Source organism: Pseudomonas sp. Irchel 3A5, from assembly GCF_900187575.1.
Classification (GTDB): domain Bacteria; phylum Pseudomonadota; class Gammaproteobacteria; order Pseudomonadales; family Pseudomonadaceae; genus Aquipseudomonas; species Aquipseudomonas folii.
The window spans coordinates 370,411-395,869 of the sequence record NZ_FYDU01000003.1 but is presented as its reverse complement, the minus strand read 5'-3'; the positions used below and the strand labels follow the sequence as shown (position 1 = coordinate 395,869).

The window sequence follows — 25,459 nt, the reverse complement described above, 5'->3', positions numbered from 1 at the left end:
ATGGAGCTGTTCAGCAACAGTTCAGCTACTAAACAGCTATCGGCAGAGTGCTGCAAAACTGTCGGGTTTTGTAATGTTACGTTACAAGGCGGGGAGGTGCTGCGCAGAGAGGAAGGGAAAAGGTCTGTCCAGACAAGACCTTGCGTCGCTTTTCAGACACGCACAAAAAAGGCCACTCTTTCGAGTAGCCTTCTTTGATGTTTGGTTGCGGGAGCCGGATTTGAACCGACGACCTTCGGGTTATGAGCCCGACGAGCTACCAGACTGCTCCATCCCGCGTCTGTGTGGCGGCATTCTACAGCCGAACGACGAAGTGTCAACCTTTAATGAGGAAAGTCGGCAAATTAGTCTGATTCAGGTGGTTGGAGATTTAAGTCCCGGTCGGGCAAAGATTTTTGCTCATCAGGTCACGGGAGGTCACTGCCTTTCGGGTTGACCCTTTTCTGCAGGAGCTCACGCATCCTCCTCAAACGACAGGCACAAAAAAGGCCACTCTTTCGAGTAGCCTTTTTTGATGTTTGGTTGCGGGAGCCGGATTTGAACCGACGACCTTCGGGTTATGAGCCCGACGAGCTACCAGACTGCTCCATCCCGCGTCTGTGTGGCGGCATTCTACAGAGGAACGCCGGGCTGTCAATGGCTAATTTTCGGAAATTGCTTTTCCTTCAATCGGTTAGCGCTGTTTATTGACCGCCTGGACAGGCTGTAGGCCCCGCTGTGTGGGCCTGTCATGCAATGTTCAGGGAATTGAATAGCGATTCAAACGCATCAATTTTTCTCGGGTGTGCGCATCATGAGATGTCACATGTCGATACGAGTGAGATACTGACCAGCCACGTCTCCCGCATAATGCCTACATGACGCAGCGAAAAATCATCCATGTTGACTGTGATTGCTTTTATGCAGCCATCGAAATGCGCGATGACCCTCGACTGGCGGACAAGCCGCTGGCGGTGGGTGGCTCTGCGGATAGGCGAGGTGTCATTGCGACCTGCAATTACGAAGCACGCGCTTACGGTGTGCGCTCGGCCATGTCATCGCGGCACGCATTGAAGCTCTGTCCTGACCTCACCATCGTCAAGCCGAGAATGGATGCCTATAAAGAGGCGTCCAAAGAAATCCAGGCCATCTTCCGTGACTACACCGACCTCATTGAGCCCTTGTCGCTGGATGAGGCGTACCTTGATGTGTCTGACGCCAGCCATTTTTCAGGCAGTGCGACGCGTATTGCCCAGGATATTAGACGCCGGGTGTCCAGACAGCTCCATATCACGGTGTCGGCTGGCGTTGCGCCTAACAAGTTTCTGGCCAAAATTGCCAGCGACTGGAAGAAGCCCAATGGCCTGTTTGTGATAACCCCCGATCAGGTCGAAGATTTCGTTGCGCAATTACCCGTCAACAAGCTTCACGGTGTCGGTAAGGTCACGGCCGACAAGTTGGGAAAGCTGGGAATTGTCAGCTGTACTGATCTGCGGGACTGGAAAAAGCTGGCGCTGGTGCGAGAGTTTGGTTCGTTCGGCGAGCGTCTGTGGGGACTGGCTCGTGGTATTGATGAGCGACCGGTACAAAATGACAGCAGGCGTCAGTCTGTAAGCGTGGAAAATACTTACGACACTGATCTTCCTGATCTGGCCAGTTGCCTGAAAAAGCTTCCAGAATTGCTGGAAACCCTCAACGGGCGGGTAGAGCGGATGGAGGGGCAATACCGGCCCGGCAAGCCGTTCGTGAAAGTAAAGTTTCACGATTTCACTCAGACGACACTTGAGCAAGCAGGGATAGGCCGGGATCTGGACAGTTTCGAGCATTTGCTCACCCAGGCATTTGCCCGGGGCGGCAAGCCAGTCCGCTTGCTGGGGATTGGTGTGCGTTTGCATGATTTGCGAAAAGCACATGAGCAGTTGGAACTGTTTGCGCGCTGATCGGACTTTTGCAAGCTTCCTGACACCGCGCTCTTTCGCGAAACAAACATCTGACTCGTAGGAGCTGCCGAAGGCTGCGAAGGCGGTGTGTCAGGATAAATGCTTCGCAGCCTTCGGCAGCTCCTACAGAAAAACAGGGCGTTTCAGGTCACTTTTCCGCAGCGGGATCGGCCACCAGTCGGCCCGCATCCTTGGCCAGGGATTTCAGAAATTCGCGCTGCAACTGCGGATCGTCCCGGGTCAGTTCGATCAGGCTTTGTTCAAGGTCGCTGGCCTCTTCTTCAAGGCCCAGATCAGAAAGGCGCTTGACCCGGTAAACCCACTGGCTGACCTCGTCATCTTCCAGGTCGTCATAAATCAGGCCGTGGGCTTCGATCAACTTGCCGCGCAAGTCACGGCTGACCACCAGATCTGCATTGGCATGGGTGTTGTCCTGGTCGTCCTCGACGCTCAGATACAGGCGGGTGACATGACTCAAATCCTGCTCAGCAAACGGGCTGTCCAGCAGGCTCAGGCGCAAGACGCCATTTCGGTCGGTCATCAATTCGTGGGTCTGGGGTCCGGCCTTGACCATGACCGGGCGCTCACTCCACGGCAGAGTGGTGTTCTCGATTCTTTTATCCTGCTGTACCTCGTTGATACCCGCCAGGTTTTGCTGAGCGCGACCGTGGGAGGGCGCATTCATGAACGGGTTGAGCCCGGCGACACCGTAGTTGATCCAGTCTTTGGTCATGCTGTCCGGCAGGCGGCCCAGCGCGAAGACGTTCGCTACGTTGGCACCGACGCCCGCGACAACCGCCACTGCGCCGAGGGGAATCTCGTAGATTTCTCGCCAGGGCTGGTAGGGCGTGTATCGGTCGTAATGACGAGTCACTTCGAATTCGGTGACCTCAAAGGTCCGTTGTTCGTGGATACGCACACGTCGTTGCGGTAGCTCAAGGGTCTTGGGCTCGCCGAGGTCGATTTGTACGCTGTGCGAGAGCAATTTACGCTCGATGCGTTCTTCGTGCTCGCTACGTTGCGACAGTTGATTGGCGCAGCCGCTGACCAGGGTGGCGCAAACCAGCACGCAACCCAGGCTAAAGGGGGATCGCTTGAACATGAGATCTCTTGCGGATTAAGGCGCGTCATTGCTGAAACGAAAGCGCCCACCTTTCGATGGGCGCTTTCGGGACTCAGCGGCTGACGCGGCCCTGGATGAAGGACAGTACCTCGGCAACCGGAAGGGCCTGGGCTTCGGACTCGGTCCGACTCTTGTATTCCAGGTTCCCTTCGGCAAGACCGCGATCACTGACGACGATACGATGCGGAATGCCAATCAGCTCCATGTCGGCAAACTTGTTGCCAGGGCTGGTTTTCTTGTCGCGATCATCAAGCAGTACTTCGAAACCTGCGGCGGTCAGTTCGGCGTACAGCTTGTCGGTCGCCTCGCGGACTGCATCCGTTTCGTAACGCAGTGGCACCAGGGCGATCTGGAAGGGCGCCAGGGTGTCATTCCAGATGATGCCGTTGTCGTCGCTGTTCTGCTCGATTGCAGCAGCAACTACGCGGGAAACGCCGATGCCGTAGCAACCCATGGACAGGTTGACCGGTTTGCCGTTCTCGCCGAGCACCTGGCACTTCATGGCTTCGCTGTATTTGGTCCCGAGCTGGAAGATGTGGCCAACTTCGATACCGCGTTTGATCTCGAGCGTGCCTTTGCCGTCCGGGCTCGGATCACCTGCGACTACGTTGCGCAGATCGGCAACGGCCGGTACAGGCAGATCACGTTCCCAGTTGACGCCGAAATAGTGCTTGTCATCGATGTTCGCACCAATAGCGAAGTCGCTCATCAGCTCAACCGATCGGTCAATAATGCAAGGCAGTGGCAGATTGAGTGGGCCCAGCGAGCCTGCACCGGCACCGATTGCAGCGCGCAGTTCGGCTTCGGATGCCATGACCAGCGGGCTGGCAACCTGCTCAAGTTTGGCGGCTTTGATTTCGTTGAGCTCGTGGTCGCCACGAATGATCAGGGCAATCAGCTTGCCTTCTTCAGCAGCGTGCACCACCAGAGTCTTGATGGTCTTTTCGATCGGCAGATTGAAGCCTTCCACCAGTTGCGCAATGGTCTTGGCATCAGGGGTGTCGATCAGGCGCAGTTCTTCAGTTGCAGCGCCACGGCTGGTTTCCCGAGGTACGGCTTCGGCTTTTTCAATGTTCGCGGCGTAATCGGAAGCATCGCTGAACACGATATCGTCTTCGCCAGATTCGGCCAGTACGTGGAACTCGTGCGAGCCGGCACCGCCGATCGAGCCATTATCGGCTTCAACCGGGCGGAATTTCAGGCCCAGACGCGAGAACACGTTGCAGTACGCCAGGTGCATGCGATCGTAGGTGACCTGCAGGGAAGCATGATCAGCATGGAACGAGTAGGCGTCTTTCATGACGAACTCGCGGCCACGCATCAAACCGAAGCGTGGGCGGATCTCGTCACGGAATTTAGTCTGGATCTGGTACAGATTGATTGGCAGCTGCTTATAGCTATTAAGCTCGTTGCGGGCCAGATCGGTGATGACTTCTTCGTGGGTCGGGCCCAGGCAGAATTCACGGTTGTGCCGGTCAGTCAGGCGCATCAGTTCAGGGCCGTACTGTTCCCAGCGGCCGGACTCTTGCCACAACTCGGCGGGCTGAATACCGGGCATCAGTACTTCCAGTGCGCCAGCAGCGTCCATTTCTTCACGAACGATGGCTTCGACCTTGCGCAACACACGCAAGCCCATGGGCAGCCAGGTGTACAGGCCGGAAGCAAGTTTACGAATCATGCCCGCACGCAGCATGAGCTGGTGGCTGATCACGACCGCATCGGAAGGGGTTTCTTTCTGTGTGGCGAGCAAAAATTGACTGGTGCGCATGGTTGGCCGTTGTCGGTTGCTGAGACTGGAAATGACTGGGCATTGTACGGGCAGTGTCTAGTCTCGTACAGGCCGCGACCGCTTCAGGATTGCAGTGAAATCAGATTCGCCCATGTATGAAAAAGCCCGGCATGAGCCGGGCTTTTCTTTAAACGAGAAGCTGAGTGGCGATTACAGGATCGAGATCGGGTAGTCGACGATCAGGCGGAACTCGTTAACGTCGCCTTCAGCCTGGGCGTCGTTGCCACGGTGCCATGCCTGACGGATGCGGAACGACATGTCTTTGACGGGGCCATTCTGAACCACATACTTGGCTTCAAGGTTGGTTTCGTGGTGCTTGCCGTCAGCGAGGTAGCCATAAGCTCTGTAGGGGCTATCGGCTGCCATTTTAGTGCCGTCGATGTCATCACCGGTCACGTAACGGGTCATGAAGCTCAGACCAGGCACGCCATACGGTGTCATGTTCAGGTCGTAGCGAGCCTGCCAGGATTTTTCGCCAGGGCCGTTGAAGTCAGAGTACTGAATGGAGTTATTCAGGAAAATCGAGTCGCCACCCTTGTTGTTGTCACCGATACCGATGTAGTCGAATGGGGTGTCACCGTTGATTTTCTGGAAGGCCAGAGTCACGGTGTGTGCTGCGGCGAACGAGTAAGCAACCGAGCCGGAGAAGGCGGTGTTGCTGATGTCACCTGCTTTCGAGCTGCCAGTATCGGTGGTGCGATAGATGTTGGCATCGAAAGCAAGGGACTGATCGTCAGTCAATGGCAGCGCGTAGTTCACGTTGGCGTAGTACTGGTTCCAGATGTCTTCCAGTTTCGCGGCGTAGAAAGCAACGCCAAGGCCGTCGGTGATGGCGTATTTGCCGCCTGCGAAGTCTGCGCTACTTGCTGTAATGGGCGTGCCCACTGACGCGTAGGTGGCGAAGATATTGCCATCGTGGCTGTTGTCGTTCTGGCTGGTGCCGGAGTAGAAGTGACCTGCTTCAACATCCAGACCTGCGATCTCGCTGCTTTGCAGGCTGAGACCGCTGGCGGTCTGAGGCAAGAGGCGGGAGCCGCCCACTGCGAATACAGGGCTGGTAGGCTGCATGTCGCCGATTTTCAGTTCAGTCTTCGAAACGCGGAATTTAACAGCGCCGCCGGCCTTGCCCTGTTCATCGCGGTTATCGCCATTGCCATCGAGGCTCAGGTTGCCCGAGCCGGCATATTGGTTCTGACCATCCAGCTTCAGACCCCAGTAGCCGAATGCTTCAAGGCCGACGCCGACAGTGCCCTGAGTGTAGCCAGTGCTGAAGTTGCCCCAGAAACCTTGAGTCCAGTCACGCTGATCACCGCCACCATTTTTGCCATCACGGTTGAAATAGTAGTTGCGAGCCTTGACGTCCAGTGTGCTGCCGTCAATGAAACCCTTGGCATCAGCCTGGTCGCTGACAAACGGTGCAGCCGTTGCCAATTGGGTGCTGGCAGCAGTAACGGCCAGTGCGATTGCGCTCCACTTCATCACTCTCATTGTGACTTGCTCCTTTGGTTTTTAAGAGAAGAGTACTGCCGCCCACCTGTTTTTTTATCTGGACGGCTCTTTCTTTTTTTGTGTCGGCGAAACTTATATCTCGCTGACAATGGTGGCTATAGTTACAGACCTAACCTTGCAGAATCTTTACAGCGCTGTCGCAAATAATTACGGTCCATGTCGCAAACACAAAGCCTTCGATGGTGCCTGACTTCAATGATCTGGCTATCGAAACATCGAGCCTGCGCCCTGCCTGCGTATCCATTGGTGGATGATTTTCTCCACCTTTCGTGATTGATCGCTCTCTGTTTTCCGCCAGAGGATCGTTCAACCTTGTCCAGTAACATAGCAACAACCGTGCACAAAGCTAAGCAGAATGAGAAAAAAACGTGAAAAAACTAGTATTTACTTTCGTTTTTCTCGTTAAGGCTATGAAATAGAACGAAAAAATACCTCATTGTTTTTTGAGGGGGTATTGAATTTCATCGCTGGAATAGCAGGTCTGGCCGTCGGCAGCGTTACCTTGATGCTCCTGGAACGGGGGGATTCCTCATGATCAGGCAATCCGTGGATAGAAGGTGGGTTGTTTTGGTGCGGTGACTGCGTTTGATGCATTAATGTGGGTCCTTGCTCTCGCGCGTCATTCCTGAATTGGCCCAACGCGTTTCATTTTCCTGACGCAATCCGTTTTTCAGCTTCGGTCGCCACGGTTTCGACCACTAGAGCTGTAGCGATACGTAACAGCTGTTGTAACGAGCGCGTTCACACGTGTGTGCCAAAAAGGGGCATTTGTTGCGTGGCAAGGCGTTTGCTGGTGCGTATAGCTACGGGCTGTCGAACAGATCGGGCCAGACCCGGAATCAAGGCACGGGGCAAAACCTGGCCGGGAATCAGGTAAGCGGTGAAGTTGAGGTTTTTCCCGCGTATCCTCCTGCTTACTATGCGGCGATATCTAAACTACAGATCGGCGCAAATCTAACCTGTAAATCAGGAGTTACTCGTGTTCGCTCTGGATTCACGTTTGCAAGAAGATACTTTACTGATCGGCGATTTCCCGCTGTGCAGACTGCTGCTGTCCAATGATTCGAATTATCCCTGGTTCATTCTGGTGCCTCGGCGTCCGGATATCTCCGAAGTGTTCCAACTGGATGCGCACGATCAATTGCAGTTGTGGCAGGAAACGACTGTGCTTTCAGAGCAGCTGAAGGGCTTGTTCAACGCTGACAAACTTAATGTGGCAGCTTTGGGTAACGTCGTCAGTCAGTTGCACATGCATGTGATCGTGCGGCGGAGAATCGACATCGCCTGGCCAGCGCCTGTCTGGGGCAAGCATCCGGCCAAGCCTTACACGGCGCAGGAGTTCTCGCTGATCAAGGATCAGCTACGAACGATTCTGGTCAAGGACTTCATCTTTGCGCAGGAGTCGGTATGAGTCTTGAAGCGCGCGTGACCGATCTGGAGAGCCGACTGGCTTTTCAGGACGATACGATTCAGGCGTTGAACGACGTACTGGTTGCTCAGCAGCGAGCCCTGGATCGCCTGCAGCAGCAATTCGCGGCAATGCTCAAGCGCCAGGAGGAAATGGGAAGTCAGTTCGAGATTTTCGGCGAGGATGAGCCGCCGCCTCATTATTGAGCTTTTGCTCAACACAAAAAAAACGGCCTTCTATATATAGAAGGCCGTTTTTTGTATTGCGGCAGAAATAATCAGCGGCGTGGCAAAGCGGCAATCACATCCTCTGCCTGCAAGCCCTTGTCGCGATTCATCACCGAAAACTCTACGCGTTGACCTTCAACCAGTACCCGGTGACCTTCACCGCGAATGGCCCGGAAGTGCACGAAAATATCGTCGCCGGAGTCGCGGGAAATGAAGCCGAAGCCCTTGGACGTGTTGAACCACTTTACGGTGCCCGTATCGCGGTTGGTCATGTCGTGGCTTTGTGCAACAGGTGAAGGAGATGACCGATAAAAGCTGACGGCCAGATGCAAGGCGACTGCGATCAGTGCTGCGGTCAGCGCTGCGATGATTGCCGGTTGACCAGCGATGGTTTCGAGGGGGACAAGCAAGGTCAGGATTTGAAGAACAACAGCGAGAACGAGTAATGCACTGACCAGATTTTGCAGATGGTGACGTGGGCCTCTGTTCCAGTAGGGGATCACGGGTGCCAATACAAGATTGAGCAGACCGAAGAATGCCAGATAAAGCGCATCGGGTTGCAGCAGCGAAGACAAGGCTTCACTGCGCAGGCTGGGGATAAAGGAAAGCAGCAGGGCTGCGGCTCCCGTTAGCAGGTGGACTATTTTCAACATGTTGATGACTCACATTAAGATGGATCGCAAGGAAATAGCTGAAGGCACCCGGTACGCTTCTTGAAAAGTTGAGGCGTGAGGCACGCGTGATCTTTCAGCCTATGCGCGGCAGCCTGATCAATCAGCTGTCGCGACACGCGGTGTATTTAACAGCAAAGCTCAGAGCTACTCAAATCAACAGCTTGCGTTACATCGCACAGTTGCAGCCCCGGACGTGACAAAGCGACGGGCGGTGTCCGCTGTCCACGATCAGGGATTCTGCGTTCTGGCTGCCGCAAGGGGCAGGTATTTGCAATGCAGGGCTGCGTCCTGCTCTGCGTCTTGATACAGTGACCCCTGTACCTGCTGGATTAAAACCATCAATTGAAAGGGGAAATACATGGCAATCGATATCGGTATCAGCGAAGAGAATCGCAAGTCAATCGTCGATGGTCTTTCTCATTTGCTCGCAGATACCTACGTGCTTTACTTGAAGACTCATAACTTCCACTGGAACGTCAGTGGCCCGATGTTTCGTACCCTGCATCTGATGTTTGAAGAGCAGTACAACGAACTGGCTCTGGCGGTTGATTCCATTGCTGAACGTATTCGTGCACTGGGCTTCCCGGCTCCGGGCACTTATACAACGTACGCGCGTCTTTCTTCTATCAAAGAAGAAGAGGGTGTGCCGGGTGCCGAAGATATGATCAGAAGTCTGGTTCAGGGGCAAGAGGCTGTAGTGCGCACTGCGCGTAGTCTCTTTCCTCTTCTGGATAAGGTTAGCGACGAGCCGACTGCAGATTTGCTGACGCAGAGAATGCAGGTCCACGAAAAAACCGCGTGGATGCTTCGCTCGATGCTGGAAACCAAGTAACCATTCAGGCGAGTGTCAGGCGAGTGGTGCCTGGCACTCGCCTGCCTGACTTCCGCGGGCTGCTAATCCTTTCGCCCTTGGCTCAGGGCTCATGTGTCGTTGCGGCTCAACTGAGACACTTTTCTTGTAACTCCATAACTATTCATTACCTTTAGGTGTGGTCAGTGTTTAGTGACCGCTACTTAGTCTTTATTCCTCAGTACTTTGTGGTCATGTCCTACACACTCTAAGTCTTAATGCGGCTGGTTATCAAAACGTAAATCGGGCCTGATAGACGGGCATTTATTTATATTTAAATGTTTCTCATGGGACCCGATTTTATTGTTTAGAGGAAGCCGCTATGGTTCAAGAGGTCGAAAGCGACGTAAAAGACCTGAAACGTCACGCGAAGATTTGCAATGATCCGTTTGTCGAAGATTTCAATATGGCGCTGGCTCAACCGCATTCGAAGTCGGTGCGGCTGAATGGTCTGGCAACCTGTCTGCGTCTGGAAAATGTGTACTGGAATATTCTCTCCACGATTGCGAGATCAAATAATTGCTCTGTCAATGCGGTACTTTCTTATATCGACAGAGAAGTACATCTGCGCTATGGCGGCGTAAAGAATTTCAGCGGCCTTATCAGAGTCGTATGTGTCGCTCATCTTTTGAAGGGTGACAGCCTGGATCTGACACAAGCGTAACGCAGTTGACGTACCCCCTATTTTTGCGGGCTCGCTTTCCCGGCGGGCCTGCGTTTGTAGTGCTTGCCTGTGGCGGCTGCGCTGACCTGAGCGGCAAGCCGCAGCAAGTTATCTTGATCGGTTCGCTTCGCGCGGCTGCACGCTCTTGATTAACGCTATATAATCCCCGGCCTTGCCAAAAACGGGCACGTCTGCGCCTGTAGTGCGCAGCGACGGGCTGATTGCTTGAACGCGTGCCTGGGCTCTTGCACTATTGAGCGCAAGCCAAGAGCGAAAGCTCCACCGAATTTCGAATTACGAGAAGTGAACAGACCATCATGATGCGCAGCCATTATTGCGGCCAATTGAACGAGAGCCTGGAAGGTCAGGAAATTACCCTTTGCGGATGGGTCCACCGCCGTCGTGACCACGGGGGTGTGATTTTCCTCGACATCCGCGATCGTGAAGGTATGGCTCAGGTGGTGTTTGACCCTGACCGTGCAGACACCTTTGCTGCCGCCGACCGTGTTCGCAGCGAGTATGTCGTCAAGCTTACCGGCAAGGTGCGTGCTCGCCCGGCCGGTGCCGTCAATGCCAACATGGCGTCCGGCGCCATCGAGGTGCTCGGTTATGAGCTGGAAGTGCTGAACGAGTCGGAAACCCCGCCGTTCCCGCTCAACGAATACTCCGATGTCGGCGAAGAAACCCGTCTGCGCTATCGCTTTATCGACCTGCGTCGCCCGGAAATGGCCGAGAAGCTGCGTCTGCGTTCGCGCATTACTACCAGCATCCGTCGCTACCTGGATGACAACGGCTTCCTGGATGTCGAAACGCCGATCCTGACTCGCGCTACTCCGGAAGGGGCTCGTGACTATCTGGTGCCTAGCCGCACACACCCGGGCAGCTTCTTTGCCTTGCCGCAATCCCCTCAGCTGTTCAAACAGTTGCTGATGGTTGCCGGCTTTGACCGCTACTACCAGATCGCCAAGTGCTTCCGCGATGAAGACCTGCGTGCCGACCGCCAGCCGGAATTCACCCAGATCGACATTGAAACCAGCTTCCTCAATGAAGAAGACATCATCGGTTTGACCGAGAAAATGATTCGTCAGCTGTTCAAGGAAGTACTGGACCTGGAGTTCGGTGACTTCCCGCACATGACTTTCGAAGAAGCCATGCGCCGTTATGGCTCCGACAAACCGGACCTGCGTAACCCGCTGGAACTGGTCGACGTTGCCGATCAGCTCAAGGACGTTGATTTCAAGGTGTTCAGCGGCCCGGCCAACGATCCGAAATGCCGTATTGCCGCGCTGCGCGTTCCAGGCGGGGCGAGCATTCCGCGCAAGCAGATCGACGACTACACCAAGTTCGTCAGCATCTACGGTGCCAAGGGCCTTGCGTACATCAAGGTCAATGAGCGTGCTGCCGGTGTTGAAGGTCTGCAGTCGCCAATCGTCAAGAACATCCCGGAAGCCAACCTCAACGTGATCCTTGATCGTGTGGGCGCGGTCGATGGCGATATCGTGTTCTTCGGGGCTGACAAGGCCAAGATCGTCAGCGAAGCCCTTGGCGCGTTGCGGATCAAGGTGGGTAACGACTTCAAGCTGCACACCTGTGAGTGGGCTCCTATGTGGGTTGTGGACTTCCCGATGTTCGAAGAGAACGAAGACGGTAGCTTCACTGCATTGCACCACCCGTTTACCGCACCGAAGTGCACCCCGGAAGAACTGGAAGCCAACCCGGCAACCGCTCTGTCCCGTGCCTACGACATGGTACTCAACGGCACCGAGCTGGGTGGCGGTTCGATCCGTATCCATCGCAAGGAAATGCAACAGGCGGTCTTCCGCTTGCTGGGTATTGCCGAAGACGAGCAGCAGGAGAAGTTCGGCTTCCTGCTCGACGCCCTGAAGTACGGCGCACCACCGCACGGTGGTCTGGCGTTCGGTCTGGATCGTCTGGTCATGCTCATGACCGGCGCGCAGTCCATTCGTGAAGTGATCGCGTTCCCTAAAACCCAGAGCGCTGCTGACGTCATGACCCAGGCTCCAGGTGTTGTAGATGCCAAGGCACTGCGTGAGCTGCATATCCGTTTGCGTGAACAGCCTAAAGCTGAGTAACGCTCGCTGAGGCGCGTTCCGTCGTTTGACGTGAGCGCGCCCTTGCATGGTTACACCCCCGGTCAAGTAAACCCTTTTGCCTGTTTATCGTTGGGCGAAAGGCGAAGGTGTTTGAAAAAAGAATCTGGAGCGAGATATGGCAGGTCATTCTAAGTGGGCGAACATCAAGCACCGCAAAGAGCGTCAGGATGCCAAGAAAGGCAAGATTTTCACCAAGTGGATCCGTGAGCTGACCGTCGCTGCCCGTCAGGGTGGTGGTGATCCCGGCTCCAACCCTCGTCTGCGCCTGGCGCTGGACAAGGCGCTTGGTGCGAACATGACCCGTGACACCATCGATCGCGCAGTGGCCCGTGGCACCGGTGCAGCAGATGGTGATGACGTTGAAGAGCTGGGCTACGAAGGCTACGGCCCGGGCGGCGTGGCGATCATGGTTGAAACCATGACTGACAACCGTAATCGCACGGCAGCGGCTGTACGCCATGCCTTCACCAAGTGTGGGGGCAACCTTGGCACTGATGGTTCCGTCGCTTATCTGTTTGATCGCAAAGGCCAGATATCCTTTGCTGCAGGTGTTGATGAAGATGCCTTGATCGAGGCTGCCATGGAGGCGGACGCCGATGATGTCGTTACCAATGAAGACGGCAGCATTGACGTATTTACTTCATTCGCGGGTTTTTACGCGGTGCGCAACGCCCTTGAGGCTGCAGGTTTCACCGCTACGGACGCTGAAATCGTCATGTTGCCGACGACCAGCGCGGTACTTGATCTGGAAACAGCAGAAAAGGTGCTCAAGCTGATCGACATGCTCGAAGACCTGGATGACGTGCAGAACGTTTATTCCAATGCGGAAATTCCGGACGAGGTCATGGAGCAGCTGGGCTGACAGGGCGCTTTCAGTCCTGAATGCGAAGCCGGGGGCCGATAGCGATGTTGCCAACATTGCTATCGGCCCCCGGCTTCTGCCTTTATGCTGCGACCTTTGCTGGCAACACTTCTCAAGCTGCAGGCGTTATGACTCTTATTCTTGGTATTGACCCCGGTTCACGAATCACTGGTTACGGCGTGGTACGAGATACCGGGCGTGGCTGTGTTTATGTGGCGTCGGGTTGTATTCGAACAGGCAGTGGCGAGCTGCATGAACGTTTGCAGATCGTGTTTCGTGGGGTGCGGGAAGTCATTCAAACCTACGGCCCTGTGACCATGGGCATTGAAAAGGTCTTTATGGCGCGCAATGCCGACTCGGCTCTCAAGTTGGGCCAGGCACGGGGTGCCGCGATTGTTGCGGGGGCAGAGGAGGGGCTGGAGATTGCCGAATATTCGGCGACTCAGGTCAAGCAGGCGGTTGCAGGAACCGGGGGCGCAAATAAAGAGCAGGTCATGATGATGGTCATGCATTTGCTCAAGTTGACCCAAAAGCCGCAAATCGATGCCTCTGATGCGCTGGCCATCGCCCTGTGTCACGCGCATACGCGTTCAAGCCTGATTCCTCACGGCTTGAACACGGCGCGCAGCCGAGGCGGTCGGCTGCGCCTCTAATGCGTGCAATAGTGGTGCTGTGTCTCTGGTAGCATCATCTTCTTGAATATTTCTGCTGGCGGATCTTGTCACGCCTGCAATGATTGCGACCATTATTTCGCGCCGGTCACGCGGTCTGACCGGCAATACGAAAGGATCTGATACGTGATTGGACGCTTACGCGGCTTTTTGGCTGAGAAACAGCCGCCGCACCTGGTGCTTGATGTAAATGGCGTTGGCTATGAGATCGAGGTCCCGATGACCACGCTTTATCGCTTGCCGCACGTCGGCGAGCCGGTGACGCTGCACACGCACCTGGTCGTCCGTGAAGATGCGCACCTGCTGTACGGCTTTTATGAAAAGCGCGAGCGCGAGCTGTTTCGTGAATTGATACGCCTTAATGGCGTTGGCCCGAAACTGGCGCTGGCCTTGATGTCGGGTCTGGAGGTTGATGAACTGGTGCGTTGCGTTCAGGCTCAGGACACCTCAGCGCTGACTCGCATTCCAGGCGTTGGGAAAAAGACCGCCGAACGTTTGCTGGTTGAACTCAAGGATCGTTTCAAGGCATGGGAAACCCTGCCTGGGACCTTTACGCTGGTATCCAGTGGTCCGAATGCGCCAGAGCCGGTGGCGACCGCCGAAAACGATGCGGTCAGTGCGCTTATTTCTCTGGGCTACAAGCCTCAGGAAGCCAGCAAAGCTGTTTCCGCAATCAAGGAAAAAGATTTGAGCAGTGCTGATTTGATTCGACGTGCCTTGAAGGGAATGGCTTAAGTGATTGATGCTGACCGCCTGATAACCGCCACTGGCGGGCGTGATCGTGATGAACAGATTGATCGCGCCATTCGGCCGCTGAGCCTTGCCGACTATATTGGTCAGCCAACGGTGCGCGAGCAGATGGAGCTTTTCATCCAGGCCGCTCGCGGACGTAACGAAGCGCTGGATCACACCCTGATCTTCGGTCCGCCCGGTCTGGGCAAGACCACACTGGCCAATATCATTGCCCAGGAAATGTCGGTGTCGATCAAAAGTACGTCCGGTCCCGTGCTGGAGCGTCCGGGCGACCTTGCCGCGATCCTGACCAATCTTGAGCCCAACGATGTGCTGTTTATCGACGAGATTCACCGGCTTTCGCCTATCGTCGAGGAAGTGCTGTACCCCGCGATGGAAGACTTTCAGCTCGACATCATGATCGGTGAAGGCCCCGCGGCTCGCTCGATCAAGCTCGACTTGCCACCGTTCACGTTGGTAGGGGCTACCACCCGGGCGGGCATGCTGACCAATCCGTTGCGTGACCGTTTTGGTATCGTGCAGCGTCTGGAGTTTTACAGCATCGCGGATCTGGCAACCATCGTCTCGCGTTCTGCGGGGATTCTCGGTTTGCCGATCGAGCCGGAGGGCGCATTCGAGATCGCTCGTCGGGCTCGTGGCACGCCGCGGATTGCCAACCGTCTACTGCGTCGGGTGCGGGATTTCGCCGAAGTGCGCGGCAAGGGCGAGATAACCAAGCCTATCGCAGACCTTGCTCTCAATCTGCTGGATGTCGACGAACGCGGTTTCGATCATCAGGACCGGCGTTTGCTGCTGACCATGATCGAAAAATTTGATGGCGGCCCGGTGGGTGTCGACAGCCTCGCTGCGGCCATCAGCGAAGAGCGCCATACCATTGAAGATGTGTTGGAACCCTATTTGATCCAGCAAGGCTATATCATGCGCACACCGCGTGGGCGGGTCGTGACCCGGCATGCGTATCTGCACTTCGGGTTGAATATTCCGTCCCGAATGGGGGAGATGCCGGGGGCTGAACAATTTGTTGCAGATGAAGACATTTAAAAAAGCGTAAAACACTGATTTATTCAGGGTTTGCGCGGTCAGACTGGCAACTGCGTCAGGCTGACAGGAAATAACCGGTGAAACGTTGAAAAACAGTTGCCGTGGCGGATTGGCAACCTGAGGAGTAAGCACTAGAGTATGCGCGCGCAAAACGGGGTTCAGTCGTTCGCACATCGCTGTCGCGTTTATTACGAGGACACCGATGCTGGCGGCATTGTCTATTACGTCAATTATCTGAAATTCATGGAACGGGCTCGTACCGAACGGCTGCGGGAGTTGGGTTTTGCCCAATCCTCAATGGCGAAGGAAGGCTTGTTGTTCGTTGTGCATTCCAGCGAGGCTCGGTATCACAAGCCGGCGCGATTGGATGACGAATTGCTGGTCAGCGCTGAAGTAATCGAATTGAACCGTGTCAGTCTGCGCTTCAAACAGGAAGTCAGGCGGGCTGCGGATGCAACGCTGCTCTGTGAGGGGCAGTTTTTGGTGGCGTGTGTAAACGCCGATAGTTTGAAACCCCGGGCCATTCCCGAAGCTCTGCGTACGGCCTTTGCCGGCCAGGGCGGCGCGGGCACACATACAGAGCAGGAGAGCAAGCGTGGAAGCTAACGTCGTCGACCATTCCTCCATGTGGAGTTTGGTCAGTAATGCCAGCATTGTCGTTCAGTTAGTTATGCTGATCCTGGTGGCTGCTTCAGTCACTTCATGGATCATGATTTTTCAGCGCAGCAACATGCTGCGTGCTGGACGCCGGGCATTGGACAGCTTCGAGGAGCGTTTCTGGTCCGGTATCGATCTGTCCAAACTGTACCGTCAGGCGGGCAGCAATCCAGACCCGGATTCGGGTGTGGAGCAGATCTTCCGTGCCGGCTTCAAAGAGTTCTCGCGTCTGCGTCAGCAGGCAGGTGTCGATCCAGAGGCCGTGATGGAAGGCGTGGCTCGTGCCATGCGTGTTGCCATCTCGCGTGAGGAAGAGAAGCTCGAAGCGGGTCTGCCTTATCTGGCCACCGTTGGCTCCGTCAGCCCGTACATCGGCTTGTTCGGTACCGTCTGGGGGATCATGAACTCCTTCCGCGGTCTGGCCACGGCGCAACAGGCGACACTCGCCACCGTTGCACCCGGCATTGCCGAAGCACTGATCGCAACAGCCATTGGCCTGTTCGCGGCGATCCCTGCAGTAATCGCCTACAACCGTTTTGCCGCTCGCAGCGAAACCTTGATTAGTCGTTACTACACCTTCGCCGATGAATTCCAGGCCATCCTGCACCGTAAAGTGCACACCAGCGAAGAGTGAGCAGGTAATTCCCAATGGCTTTAATCGCTCGAGATCGCCGCAGAAAACGCAAGCCGGTCGCCGAAATGAACGTAGTGCCATACATCGACGTGATGTTGGTGCTGCTGGTCATCTTCATGGTCACCGCTCCCATGATCAATCAGGGCGTGAAAGTCGATTTGCCCAAAGTCTCCAGTGAGGCTTTGCCGCAAGACAACAACAATCAGGTCCTGACCATTTCGATCAAGGCTGACAAGACCTATTACTGGAACCTTGGCAGCGAAGTCGACACCGATAAGCAGATGGACAAGGCGATGACCTTGCCGCAGCTGACGTCGGCCGTTACCAAAATCGTTGCCGCCGGGCGTGATGCCGGCAAGCAGACGCAGGTTTTCATTCGTGGCGACAAAACCGTGGATTACGGTTCGGTCATGGGCACCATGGGTGGGCTGCAGAAGGCAGGGGTCGGGAATGTCGGCTTGATTACTGAGGCCCCCTGATGCAGCCAATTCGAGAGCCGTCCGCCTCGGAGAATTATTTCTGGCCTAGTGTCTGGGCCGTGGCGTTGCATGTCCTGATTTTTGGCTTGCTGTTTGTCAGCTTTGCCATGACTCCGGAATTGCCGGAAGCCAAGCCTATCGTGCAGGCGACCCTGTACCAGCTCAAGTCCAAGAGTCAGGCGACGACCCAGACCAACCAGAAAATTGCCGGCGAGGCGAAAAAGACCGCTGCACGACAGACTGAAGTCGAGCAACTGGAACAGAAGAAAGTCGAGCAGGAAAAGCAGGAAGCTGTAAAAGCTGCGGAACAAAAGAAAGAAGAGGCTGCTCAAAAAGCGGAAGAACAGAAGGCTGAAGAAGCAGCGCAGAAAGCGGCGGAAGCGAAAAAAGCCGACGAAGCGAAGAAAGCTGATGAAGCCAAGAAGGCTGATGCCAAAAAAGCTGAAGAAAAGCAGCTGGCCGACATAGCCAAGAAAAAAGCTGAAGACGACGCCAAGAAAAAGGCCGAGGAAGACGCCAAGAAAGCTGCAGCCGAGGAAGCCAAGAAACAGGCCGCCGACGACGCGAAGAAAAAAGCGGCTGAGGATGCCAAGAAAAAGGCTGCCGAAGACGCTAAAAAGAAAGCAGCTGACGACGCGAAGAAAAAAGCCACTGCCGATGCTGCCAAGAAGGCGCAGGAAGCAGCCCGTAAATCTGCTGAAGACAAAAAGGCTCAGGCCTTGGCTGACTTGCTGTCCGATAAACCGGAGCGGCAACAGGCATTGGCGGATGAGCAAGGTGATGAGGTCGCGGGTAGTTTCGACGATTTGATTCGTGTTCGAGCCTCCGAGGGCTGGAGTCGACCACCGTCAGCACGTAACAACATGTCCGTAACACTGCAGATTGGTATGTTGCCGGATGGCACCATTGCCTCGGTATCGGTTGCCAAGTCCAGTGGAGACGGGCCGTTTGACAGTTCAGCAGTCGCAGCAGTCAAGAATATTGGCCGTTTGACAGAAATGCAGGGTATGAAGGCCGCGGACTTCGCTCCCTATCGTTCATTCAAGATGACATTTACACCTGGAGATCTAGCCTTGTGATCAAGCTTTTTCGAGGACTGCTAGTAGTCGTTCTCTGTTGTGCGGCCGGTATGGTTGGCGCAGAAGAGAAGAACATTCTGGTCACCAGCGGCAGTGACCGTGCCACGCCTATTGCGGTTGTGCCTTTTGGCTGGCAGGGCGGCAACGTACTGCCAGAGGACATGTCGGAAATCATCGGCAACGACCTGCGCAATTCGGGTTATTACGCGCCAATTCCGCGTCAGAACATGATCAGCCAGCCAAGCCAGGCCAGCGAAGTCATTTTCCGTGACTGGAAAGCACTGGGTGCGCAGTACGTGATGGTTGGCAATATCGTGCCAGCAGGCGGTCGTCTGCAGGTGCAATATGCGCTGTTCAACGTGGCAACCGAGCAGCAGGTGCTGACCGGTAATGTGTCCGGCACGACTGACCAGTTGCGCGACATGTCGCACTACATTGCGGACCAGTCGTTCGAGAAACTGACCGGCATCAAGGGGGCTTTCTCTACCCGCATGCTGTACGTGACTGCCGAACGCTTCTCCGAAAACAATACGCGCTTCACTTTGCAGCGTTCGGATTACGACGGTGCCCGCGCAGTGACCCTGCTGCAATCCCGTGAGCCGATCCTGTCGCCGCGCTTTGCGCCGGATGGCAAGCGCATCGCCTATGTATCGTTCGAGCAGAAGCGTCCGCGCATCTTCGTCCAACACATCGATACCGGTCGCCGCGAGCAAATCACCAACTTCGAAGGCCTCAATGGCGCGCCTGCATGGTCGCCTGATGGCACGAAACTGGCATTCGTATTGTCGAAGGACGGTAACCCGGAAATTTACGTGATGAATCTGGCCTCGCGTCAGCTGAGCCGCGTGACCAACGATTCATCCATCGATACAGAACCGTTCTTCGGCAAAGACGGCTCGACGCTGTACTTCACGTCGGACCGTGGCGGCAAGCCGCAGATCTACAAGACAAATATTAATGGTGGTGGTGCTGAACGAGTCACTTTCGTCGGCAACTACAACGCCAACCCGAAATTGTCAGCTGATGAAAAGACGCTGGTAATGATTCACCGGCAGGACGGCTTCACTAATTTCAAGGTGGCAGTGCAGGATTTGGCCCGCGGAAGCGTAAAAATCCTCACAGATAGCAACCTTGATGAGTCGCCTACTGTTGCGCCCAACGGCACCATGGTAATCTACGCCACCCGCCAGCAGGGCCGGGGAGTCTTGATGCTCGTGTCCATTAATGGACGCGTAAGGCTCCCGCTTCCTACCGCTCAAGGCGAAGTCAGAGAACCTTCCTGGTCCCCTTACCTGAACTGACGCGGCGCTACACAAAAAGATTTGCTTAACACACTGGGGTTCATTAGGAGTTTCACGATGGAAATGCTGAAGTTTGGTAAATTTGCTGCGCTGGCTCTGGCCATGGCTGTAGCTGTAGGTTGCTCTTCCAAAGGCGGCGACAACGCTGGCGAAGGCGCTGCTGTTGATCCTAACGCTGGTTACGGCGCAAACACTGGTGCCGTTGATGGCAGCCTGAGCGAAGAAGCTGCTCTGCGCGCAATCACCACTTTCTACTTCGAATACGACAGTTCGGACCTGAAGCCAGAAGCCATGCGCGCTCTGGACGTTCACGCCAAAGACCTGAAAGGCAATGGCGCTCGCGTAGTTCTGGAAGGCAACACCGACGAACGTGGTACTCGCGAGTACAACATGGCACTGGGCGAGCGTCGTGCGAAAGCCGTTCAACGCTACCTGGTTCTGCAAGGTGTTTCCCCAGCTCAGCTGGAACTGGTTTCCTACGGCGAAGAGCGTCCAGTTGCTACCGGCAACGACGAGCAGTCCTGGGCTCAAAACCGTCGCGTCGAACTGCGTAAGTAATTTGACATGCGAACGTGCCGACGTGCTCTAACCGTTTTGGCCCTCACCCTTCCACTTGCTGCGTGGGGTGCGGTTCCTGTGGTCGATAACAATTCTGGCTCTGGCAGCAGCAGTTATCCGCCAGCTGGTTATGGCACGTCTGGCGCCTATGCCGGGGGAGGGGTTACGGCCCAGCCCTCGGCACAAGGTCAGCTGTTCATGCAGCTGCAACAGATGCAAGACGAAATCGCGCGTTTGCGCGGTATGGTCGAGGTTCAGCAGAACGATATCCAGCGCATGAAACAAGAAGCGCTTGAGCGGTATCAGGATCTGGATTCACGCATAGGAGCAGGCGGCGCAGCCGCAGGTGCTTCCAATAATTCTCAACCGGCTGGCGCTGATATCAACGCCAGCGGTACGCCTGCTGCCCCGGCTGCGCAAGCGCCGTCGGCGGGCACTGAACCACCTGATCCAGCGAAGGAAAAGCTTTATTACGAAGCTGCCTTCGATCTGATCAAAGCCAAGGATTTCGACAAGGCCAGTCAGGCTTTCGGTGCCTTCCTTCGCAAATATCCAAACAGCTCATACGCGGGCAACGCTCAGTACTGGCTGGGTGAAGTGAACCTGGCCAAAGGTGATCTGCAAGGTGCAGGTCAGGCGTTTGCCAAAGTCAGCCAGCTTTACCCGAAGCATGCCAAGGTGCCTGATTCGCTGTACAAGCTTGCTGATGTTGAGCGCCGTCTCGGTAATACCGATAAGGTCAAAGGCATTTTGCAGCAGGTTGTAGCTCAGTATCCGGGTACATCCGCCGCTCAGCTGGCACAGCGGGATCTTCAGCGACTTTAAGGTTCTGACCCGTAATTCAAGAAAGCCGCGCTTGTCGCGGCTTTTTTCGTTAGAATTCGGCACCCGAATTTTCGGTACTTTTAAATACGCTTCTCTGGATTCTGCCATTGCAGGGTGCTTTGAAGTGCCTGACGGAGGCGGACGGCCTGTTTAGCTGTTACGCCCGTGGCCTATATGCAAGAAACGTTACGTATCACCGAAGTCTTTTACTCTCTGCAGGGTGAGACTCGCACCGCCGGCTTGCCCACTGTTTTTGTGCGGCTTACAGGCTGCCCGCTTCGTTGCCAATACTGCGACAGCGCCTATGCATTCACTGGCGGCACCATTCAGACACTGGACGACATACTCGGTCAGGTGGCTGATTATCGCCCACGCTATGTCTGTGTGACTGGCGGTGAGCCGCTTGCTCAGCCCAATGCCATCCCACTGCTCAAGCGTCTCTGTGATGCAGGCTATGAGGTGTCTCTGGAAACCAGTGGCGCGCTGGATATTTCGGCTGTTGACCCGCGTGTCAGTCGCGTCGTGGACCTGAAAACTCCAGGTTCCATGGAAGTCACTCGCAACCGCTACGAGAACATCGAGCTGTTGACGCCCAACGATCAGGTCAAGTTCGTGCTTTGCTCTCGTGAGGACTACGACTGGGCCGTCTCCAAGCTCATTCAGTACGCTCTGGAAAGTCGAGCGGGCGAAGTATTGTTCTCGCCCAGCCATCACCAACTGAACGCCCGCGACCTCGCAGACTGGATCGTCGCCGACAACCTGCCTGTACGCCTGCAAATGCAGCTGCATAAATTTCTCTGGAACGATGAGCCAGGGCGCTGAAATGAGTGAATCAACCATGACTGAAAAAAGAGCGGTAATCCTCCTGTCTGGCGGCCTCGACTCGGCCACTGTCGTCGCGATGGCGCGTGAGCAGGGCTATACCTGCTACACCATGAGTTTTGATTACGGTCAGCGTCATCGCGCCGAACTCGATGCGGCAGCGCGTGTTGCACGCGATCTGGGCGTGGTCGAGCACAAGGTCATCGGCCTGAATCTCAATGGCATTGGTGGCTCGGCACTCACCGACGATTCCATCGCAGTTCCTGAAACGCCGGGCGAAGGCATTCCGGTGACTTATGTCCCTGCACGCAACACTGTGTTTCTGTCATTGGCGCTGGGCTGGGCGGAAGTGCTCGGCGCGCGTGACATCTTCATAGGCGTCAACGCTGTGGACTACTCGGGTTACCCGGATTGCCGACCTGAGTTCATCGAGTCGTTCGAGCGCATGGCCAACCTCGCCACCAAGGCGGGTGTAGAGGGGCAGGGGTTCACCATTCAGGCGCCGCTGCAGAATCTGAGCAAGGCCGATATCGTCAAGGCTGGCGTGCGTCTAGGCGTTGATTATGGCCTGACTGTTTCCTGCTATCAGGCTGACGATCAAGGCCGTGCATGCCGCAAATGTGACAGCTGTCGTTTGCGTGCAGAAGGCTTCGCAGCCGCCGGAATCAGCGACCCGACACGATATTTTTAAAATAATTGAAATTAGGTGTTGAATTACTCATATAAATCAGTAATATACGCGCCACGCAACAGAGGGTCGTTAGCTCAGTTGGTAGAGCAGTTGGCTTTTAACCAATTGGTCGTAGGTTCGAATCCCACACGACCCACCATTTTTTAGCAGTTTGAAAACCTGGAAGGCCCACGCAAGTGAGGATTTTCAGGTTTTTTTTTGCCTGTACGATTGGCCTTATCAGCCTGGCGACGGTATACCTTTGATTCCGAATGCTCAGGTACCCATGCAAGTAGCCGTCTACCGCGAAACATAGCGTAGCTCTGCAAATAGAACTTGTTCGAGCCGCACGCCTCATACGACTGCCCCCCAAGGGCAAGCGATACTAAATTTACAGCGTCAGCTCGATATCTGGCAGCTTACGAAGGCTTCAGCAATGCGATCCTTCGCAAGACTTCCCCCTCTTGGCCGCCCCCAACGGTGTCATTAGCAATTGCCTTTAATGATTGTTCCAGCTGGTCATCTGGGCCAGCTGATTAAGCTGTGAGGTAATTTTCTGGTCGTTGTTCAGTGCTGGAGATGGGGTTGCATTGCCTCTTCGTTGCTAAAGCCACTCAGCCAAGTGTGACAGCAGGCGATCCAACTCTTCTGAGCTTATCGCCTCCTGTTGCAGGTATGTTTCCGCTTGGTAGATTTTCTTCGCTCTAATCATCAATGCATCTTCAGGTTGATCATCAAGTTCTCGCCGAGAAGCTGAATAGGCAGGTTTCGGCGATTTGCGGACATACATCGTATTTGTGTCATTCAGTGAGATCGAATCATTCTTTTTGGACGATCAGCCGCGTGCCACTGATGCAGAATTGACCCAGCTGCAGAAATTTCGTTGGCCCAAGCTTCTTCGTAAGGCGTTAGCAGGTCTGAGTTGGGGTTGAATACCTATGGGTTAACGCCAAGTCGCCAGCAGCGTCAATTCTGCATCAGCGACAACATCGTCAGCATCTACGTAGCAAGGCTGGCCTCCGTTGTTTTGAAAATTCGACTCTCGATCGAACTAAAGTTTGACGCCAGTATGACGGCGCTCTAATATCGCCGCCACCTGATAGTGGCACTGTGATATTGCAAGGACGCGCCGTGTATCTTTTTATCTTGAGGGCTGCCCTGGTTGCACTGGCTGTCCTACCTCCTGCTTATGTGCTTGCCGCCACTCCTGGCGAGCAGGATCTTATTCGTGATCGCCAAGACCGCTTGCTTGAAGAGCAGCGTCGTCGCCTCGAAGATCTAAAGGATCTGCCTGGCAAACAGAGCCTACCCGTCCCGCCCTCAAATGCGGAAGAGGGCCGCTGTTTCACCATCCAGCGCATTGAACTCAAAGGCGCCGACTCGTTGTCGGCCGCCGACCGTGAGCATCTGATCGGTTCATATCTGGGTCAATGCCTGGGTGTAGCGCAGCTCAATGAGCTGCTCAAAGTCATCACCAACCATTACATCGACAAAGGTCTGGTCACCACGCGTGCGTATCTGCCACAGCAGGATCTCTCGAAGGGCGACCTGCAGGTGTTGGTCGTCGAAGGCCATCTGGAAAAGCTGCGCAGCGATGCTGCCAGTGGACTGTCGGAACGTGAGCTGGCAATGACCTTTCCCGGTCAGGAAGGGCGACTGGTCAATCTGCGGGAAATCGAGCAGATGGTTGATCAACTCAATCGTCTGCCATCCAACAAGGCGCAGATGGAATTGATGCCGGGCCAGCAAGTCGGCGGCAGCGACGTGGTGGTCAAGAACACCTCGCAAAAACCCTGGCGTACCACGTTGTCGCGCACCAACGACGGCCAGCGCAGCACGGGTGAACAACAGTGGGGCGCGGGGCTTGAGTGGGACAGTCCGCTGGGGCTTGCCGACCAGCTTGGCGTGCGTGGCGGCCATGATGCGATCAGCGACCACCAGCAAACCTCGCGTAACGGTCTGCTGTCCTACAGCTTGCCGTGGGGTTGGTGGACCTTCAGTTATTCGTACAGCGTCAATGAGTACCGCTCGGTCGCCAAGGCGCAGGGCATATCCTTCAAACAGACCGGTGACAGCCAGAACCATCAATTGCGCGCTGAGCGAGTGATATATCGCGATGCGCTGAGCAGGACCTCGCTCAGTGCCGGGTTCGCTCACCTGCGTAGCAATAACTACATCGAAGACAGCAAGCTGGCGCTGAGCAGCAACCGCCTGAGCGAAGCGCAATTTGGCATCAACCATGGGCGGCGTGTGGGCTCGGCGTTCGTCAACCTGGATCTTGGCCTGCAACAGGGCATCGGCGCCTTGGACGCTCAGGGAAACGGCCATCCCGGACCCGGCGAGCCGGACGCCCGCTATCGAAAATACACGGGCACCATGAGTTACCTGCACCCGTTCCAGATGTGGGGCGAACAGTTGACCTTCAGCAGCCTGGCCACCGGGCAGCGCAGTGAAGACGTGCTCTTCAGCCCGCAACGCACAAGCCTGGGCGGTTCGTCCTCGGTGCGCGGTTACAAGAACCAATTTTTGTCCGGCGACAGTGGTGGCTATTGGCGCAACGAACTGCGCCTGACGCGCCCGATAACGCTCGACTGGCTGCGTCCCGCTTTTGCCGAGTACGGCGCCGCTGCAGGTTATGACCAAGGCGTGATTCGCAACGACCGATACAACGGCGACGAGCATGGTCGCCTGTCCAGTCAATCGCTGGAGCTGTTCGCACGGGGTCAGCACATCGCCGCCTCAGTGACCTTTGCGCATTCCCTGGAACGCCCAGACATGATCGAGCGCGAGTCGCCGGTCTACTTACGCCTGGACTTTTTCCTCTAATCAC

24 protein-coding genes and 3 tRNA genes are annotated in these 25,459 nt (G+C 55.5%); 21 read left to right on the top strand and 6 right to left on the bottom strand.

Annotated features, from left to right (window positions below; genetic code table 11):
• Nucleotides 1–202: 202 nt before the first annotated feature.
• Both CKW31_RS06590 and CKW31_RS06585 read right to left on the bottom strand, forming a co-directional pair.
• Nucleotides 203–279 (bottom strand) — tRNA-Met (locus CKW31_RS06590).
• A 240-nt stretch (nucleotides 280–519) separates the two neighbouring features.
• Nucleotides 520–596, bottom strand: a tRNA-Met gene (locus CKW31_RS06585).
• A 261-nt stretch (nucleotides 597–857) separates the two neighbouring features.
• On the opposite strand from CKW31_RS06585, the gene dinB reads away from it, so the two are divergent.
• Nucleotides 858–1,919, top strand: a complete 1,062-nt coding sequence (gene dinB, locus CKW31_RS06580) for a DNA polymerase IV (protein ID WP_095093556.1) — start codon at nucleotides 858–860, stop codon at nucleotides 1,917–1,919.
• Nucleotides 1,920–2,067: 148 nt separating this feature from the next.
• Here the strand turns inward: dinB and CKW31_RS06575 are convergent, their stop codons facing one another.
• The 3 genes from CKW31_RS06575 to CKW31_RS06565 all read right to left on the bottom strand — a co-directional run bounded on the left by CKW31_RS06575 (nucleotide 2,068) and on the right by CKW31_RS06565 (nucleotide 6,319).
• Entirely contained in the window at nucleotides 2,068–3,021 is a 954-nt protein-coding gene (locus tag CKW31_RS06575; protein ID WP_095093555.1) for a hypothetical protein, read from the bottom strand.
• A gap of 73 nt (nucleotides 3,022–3,094) precedes the next feature.
• Nucleotides 3,095–4,810 (bottom strand): proline--tRNA ligase, encoded by a 1,716-nt coding sequence (locus CKW31_RS06570; RefSeq protein WP_095093554.1) that lies wholly within the window; start codon nucleotides 4,808–4,810, stop codon nucleotides 3,095–3,097.
• A gap of 171 nt (nucleotides 4,811–4,981) precedes the next feature.
• The gene (locus tag CKW31_RS06565; protein ID WP_095093553.1) at nucleotides 4,982–6,319 is read right to left on the bottom strand and encodes an OprD family porin; all 1,338 of its coding nucleotides are present in this window, start codon (nucleotides 6,317–6,319) and stop codon (nucleotides 4,982–4,984) included.
• 1,000 nt (nucleotides 6,320–7,319) lie between these two features.
• On the opposite strand from CKW31_RS06565, the gene CKW31_RS06560 reads away from it, so the two are divergent.
• Nucleotides 7,320–7,751 (top strand): HIT domain-containing protein, encoded by a 432-nt coding sequence (locus CKW31_RS06560; RefSeq protein ID WP_095093552.1) that lies wholly within the window; start codon nucleotides 7,320–7,322, stop codon nucleotides 7,749–7,751.
• A complete protein-coding gene (locus tag CKW31_RS06555) occupies nucleotides 7,748–7,954 on the top strand; it encodes a SlyX family protein (protein ID WP_095093551.1) in 207 nt (68 codons plus the stop codon). The genes CKW31_RS06560 and CKW31_RS06555 overlap by 4 nt, the downstream gene beginning before the upstream one ends.
• 71 nt (nucleotides 7,955–8,025) lie before the next feature.
• On the opposite strand, the gene CKW31_RS30200 is transcribed toward CKW31_RS06555, so the two are convergent.
• Nucleotides 8,026–8,628 carry a cold-shock protein gene (locus CKW31_RS30200; protein ID WP_162874446.1) on the bottom strand — a complete coding sequence of 201 codons (603 nt, stop codon included), beginning with the start codon at nucleotides 8,626–8,628 and terminating at the stop codon, nucleotides 8,026–8,028.
• 379 nt (nucleotides 8,629–9,007) lie between these two features.
• On the opposite strand from CKW31_RS30200, the gene CKW31_RS06545 reads away from it, so the two are divergent.
• From CKW31_RS06545 to CKW31_RS06460, 18 genes are all read left to right on the top strand, one after another.
• The gene (locus tag CKW31_RS06545) at nucleotides 9,008–9,481 is read left to right on the top strand and encodes a Dps family protein (protein WP_027898221.1); all 474 of its coding nucleotides are present in this window, start codon (nucleotides 9,008–9,010) and stop codon (nucleotides 9,479–9,481) included.
• Nucleotides 9,482–9,821: 340 nt separating this feature from the next.
• Nucleotides 9,822–10,163 (top strand): ribbon-helix-helix domain-containing protein, encoded by a 342-nt coding sequence (locus CKW31_RS06540; protein WP_176469798.1) that lies wholly within the window; start codon nucleotides 9,822–9,824, stop codon nucleotides 10,161–10,163.
• A 317-nt stretch (nucleotides 10,164–10,480) separates the two neighbouring features.
• The gene (gene aspS / locus CKW31_RS06535; RefSeq protein ID WP_095093550.1) at nucleotides 10,481–12,256 is read left to right on the top strand and encodes an aspartate--tRNA ligase; all 1,776 of its coding nucleotides are present in this window, start codon (nucleotides 10,481–10,483) and stop codon (nucleotides 12,254–12,256) included.
• Between the two features lie 136 nt (nucleotides 12,257–12,392).
• On the top strand, nucleotides 12,393–13,139 hold the full coding sequence (locus CKW31_RS06530; RefSeq protein ID WP_095093549.1) for a YebC/PmpR family DNA-binding transcriptional regulator: 747 nt from the start codon (nucleotides 12,393–12,395) through the stop codon (nucleotides 13,137–13,139).
• Nucleotides 13,140–13,267: 128 nt separating this feature from the next.
• Complete coding sequence (ruvC, locus tag CKW31_RS06525; protein ID WP_027898225.1) at nucleotides 13,268–13,792, top strand: crossover junction endodeoxyribonuclease RuvC; 525 nt, start codon at nucleotides 13,268–13,270, stop codon at nucleotides 13,790–13,792.
• A gap of 144 nt (nucleotides 13,793–13,936) precedes the next feature.
• The gene (gene ruvA, locus CKW31_RS06520; protein ID WP_095093548.1) at nucleotides 13,937–14,545 is read left to right on the top strand and encodes a Holliday junction branch migration protein RuvA; all 609 of its coding nucleotides are present in this window, start codon (nucleotides 13,937–13,939) and stop codon (nucleotides 14,543–14,545) included.
• The gene (ruvB, locus tag CKW31_RS06515) at nucleotides 14,546–15,604 is read left to right on the top strand and encodes a Holliday junction branch migration DNA helicase RuvB (RefSeq protein WP_095093547.1); all 1,059 of its coding nucleotides are present in this window, start codon (nucleotides 14,546–14,548) and stop codon (nucleotides 15,602–15,604) included.
• A gap of 138 nt (nucleotides 15,605–15,742) precedes the next feature.
• Nucleotides 15,743–16,210: a tol-pal system-associated acyl-CoA thioesterase gene (ybgC, locus tag CKW31_RS06510; RefSeq protein WP_027898228.1), complete on the top strand. Its 468-nt coding sequence runs from the start codon at nucleotides 15,743–15,745 to the stop codon at nucleotides 16,208–16,210.
• Nucleotides 16,200–16,895, top strand: coding sequence for a protein TolQ (tolQ, locus tag CKW31_RS06505; RefSeq protein ID WP_095093546.1), 696 nt, complete (start codon nucleotides 16,200–16,202; stop codon nucleotides 16,893–16,895). The genes ybgC and tolQ overlap by 11 nt, the downstream gene beginning before the upstream one ends.
• 14 nt (nucleotides 16,896–16,909) lie before the next feature.
• Nucleotides 16,910–17,374 (top strand): protein TolR, encoded by a 465-nt coding sequence (tolR, locus tag CKW31_RS06500; protein WP_027898230.1) that lies wholly within the window; start codon nucleotides 16,910–16,912, stop codon nucleotides 17,372–17,374.
• Entirely contained in the window at nucleotides 17,374–18,453 is a 1,080-nt protein-coding gene (gene tolA, locus CKW31_RS06495; protein WP_087274352.1) for a cell envelope integrity protein TolA, read from the top strand. The genes tolR and tolA overlap by 1 nt, the downstream gene beginning before the upstream one ends.
• 50 nt (nucleotides 18,454–18,503) lie before the next feature.
• A complete protein-coding gene (gene tolB / locus CKW31_RS06490) occupies nucleotides 18,504–19,754 on the top strand; it encodes a Tol-Pal system beta propeller repeat protein TolB (protein WP_231665751.1) in 1,251 nt (416 codons plus the stop codon).
• Between the two features lie 57 nt (nucleotides 19,755–19,811).
• Nucleotides 19,812–20,312, top strand: coding sequence for a peptidoglycan-associated lipoprotein Pal (gene pal / locus CKW31_RS06485; protein ID WP_027899119.1), 501 nt, complete (start codon nucleotides 19,812–19,814; stop codon nucleotides 20,310–20,312).
• A 6-nt stretch (nucleotides 20,313–20,318) separates the two neighbouring features.
• Nucleotides 20,319–21,137, top strand: a complete 819-nt coding sequence (ybgF, locus tag CKW31_RS06480) for a tol-pal system protein YbgF (protein ID WP_095093544.1) — start codon at nucleotides 20,319–20,321, stop codon at nucleotides 21,135–21,137.
• A 174-nt stretch (nucleotides 21,138–21,311) separates the two neighbouring features.
• The gene (gene queE, locus CKW31_RS06475) at nucleotides 21,312–21,959 is read left to right on the top strand and encodes a 7-carboxy-7-deazaguanine synthase QueE (RefSeq protein ID WP_095093631.1); all 648 of its coding nucleotides are present in this window, start codon (nucleotides 21,312–21,314) and stop codon (nucleotides 21,957–21,959) included.
• Between the two features lie 16 nt (nucleotides 21,960–21,975).
• The gene (gene queC, locus CKW31_RS06470) at nucleotides 21,976–22,650 is read left to right on the top strand and encodes a 7-cyano-7-deazaguanine synthase QueC (protein WP_176469797.1); all 675 of its coding nucleotides are present in this window, start codon (nucleotides 21,976–21,978) and stop codon (nucleotides 22,648–22,650) included.
• A gap of 63 nt (nucleotides 22,651–22,713) precedes the next feature.
• A tRNA-Lys gene (locus CKW31_RS06465) sits at nucleotides 22,714–22,789 on the top strand.
• 983 nt (nucleotides 22,790–23,772) lie between these two features.
• Nucleotides 23,773–25,455 (top strand): ShlB/FhaC/HecB family hemolysin secretion/activation protein, encoded by a 1,683-nt coding sequence (locus CKW31_RS06460; RefSeq protein ID WP_176469809.1) that lies wholly within the window; start codon nucleotides 23,773–23,775, stop codon nucleotides 25,453–25,455.
• Nucleotides 25,456–25,459: the final 4 nt, after the last annotated feature.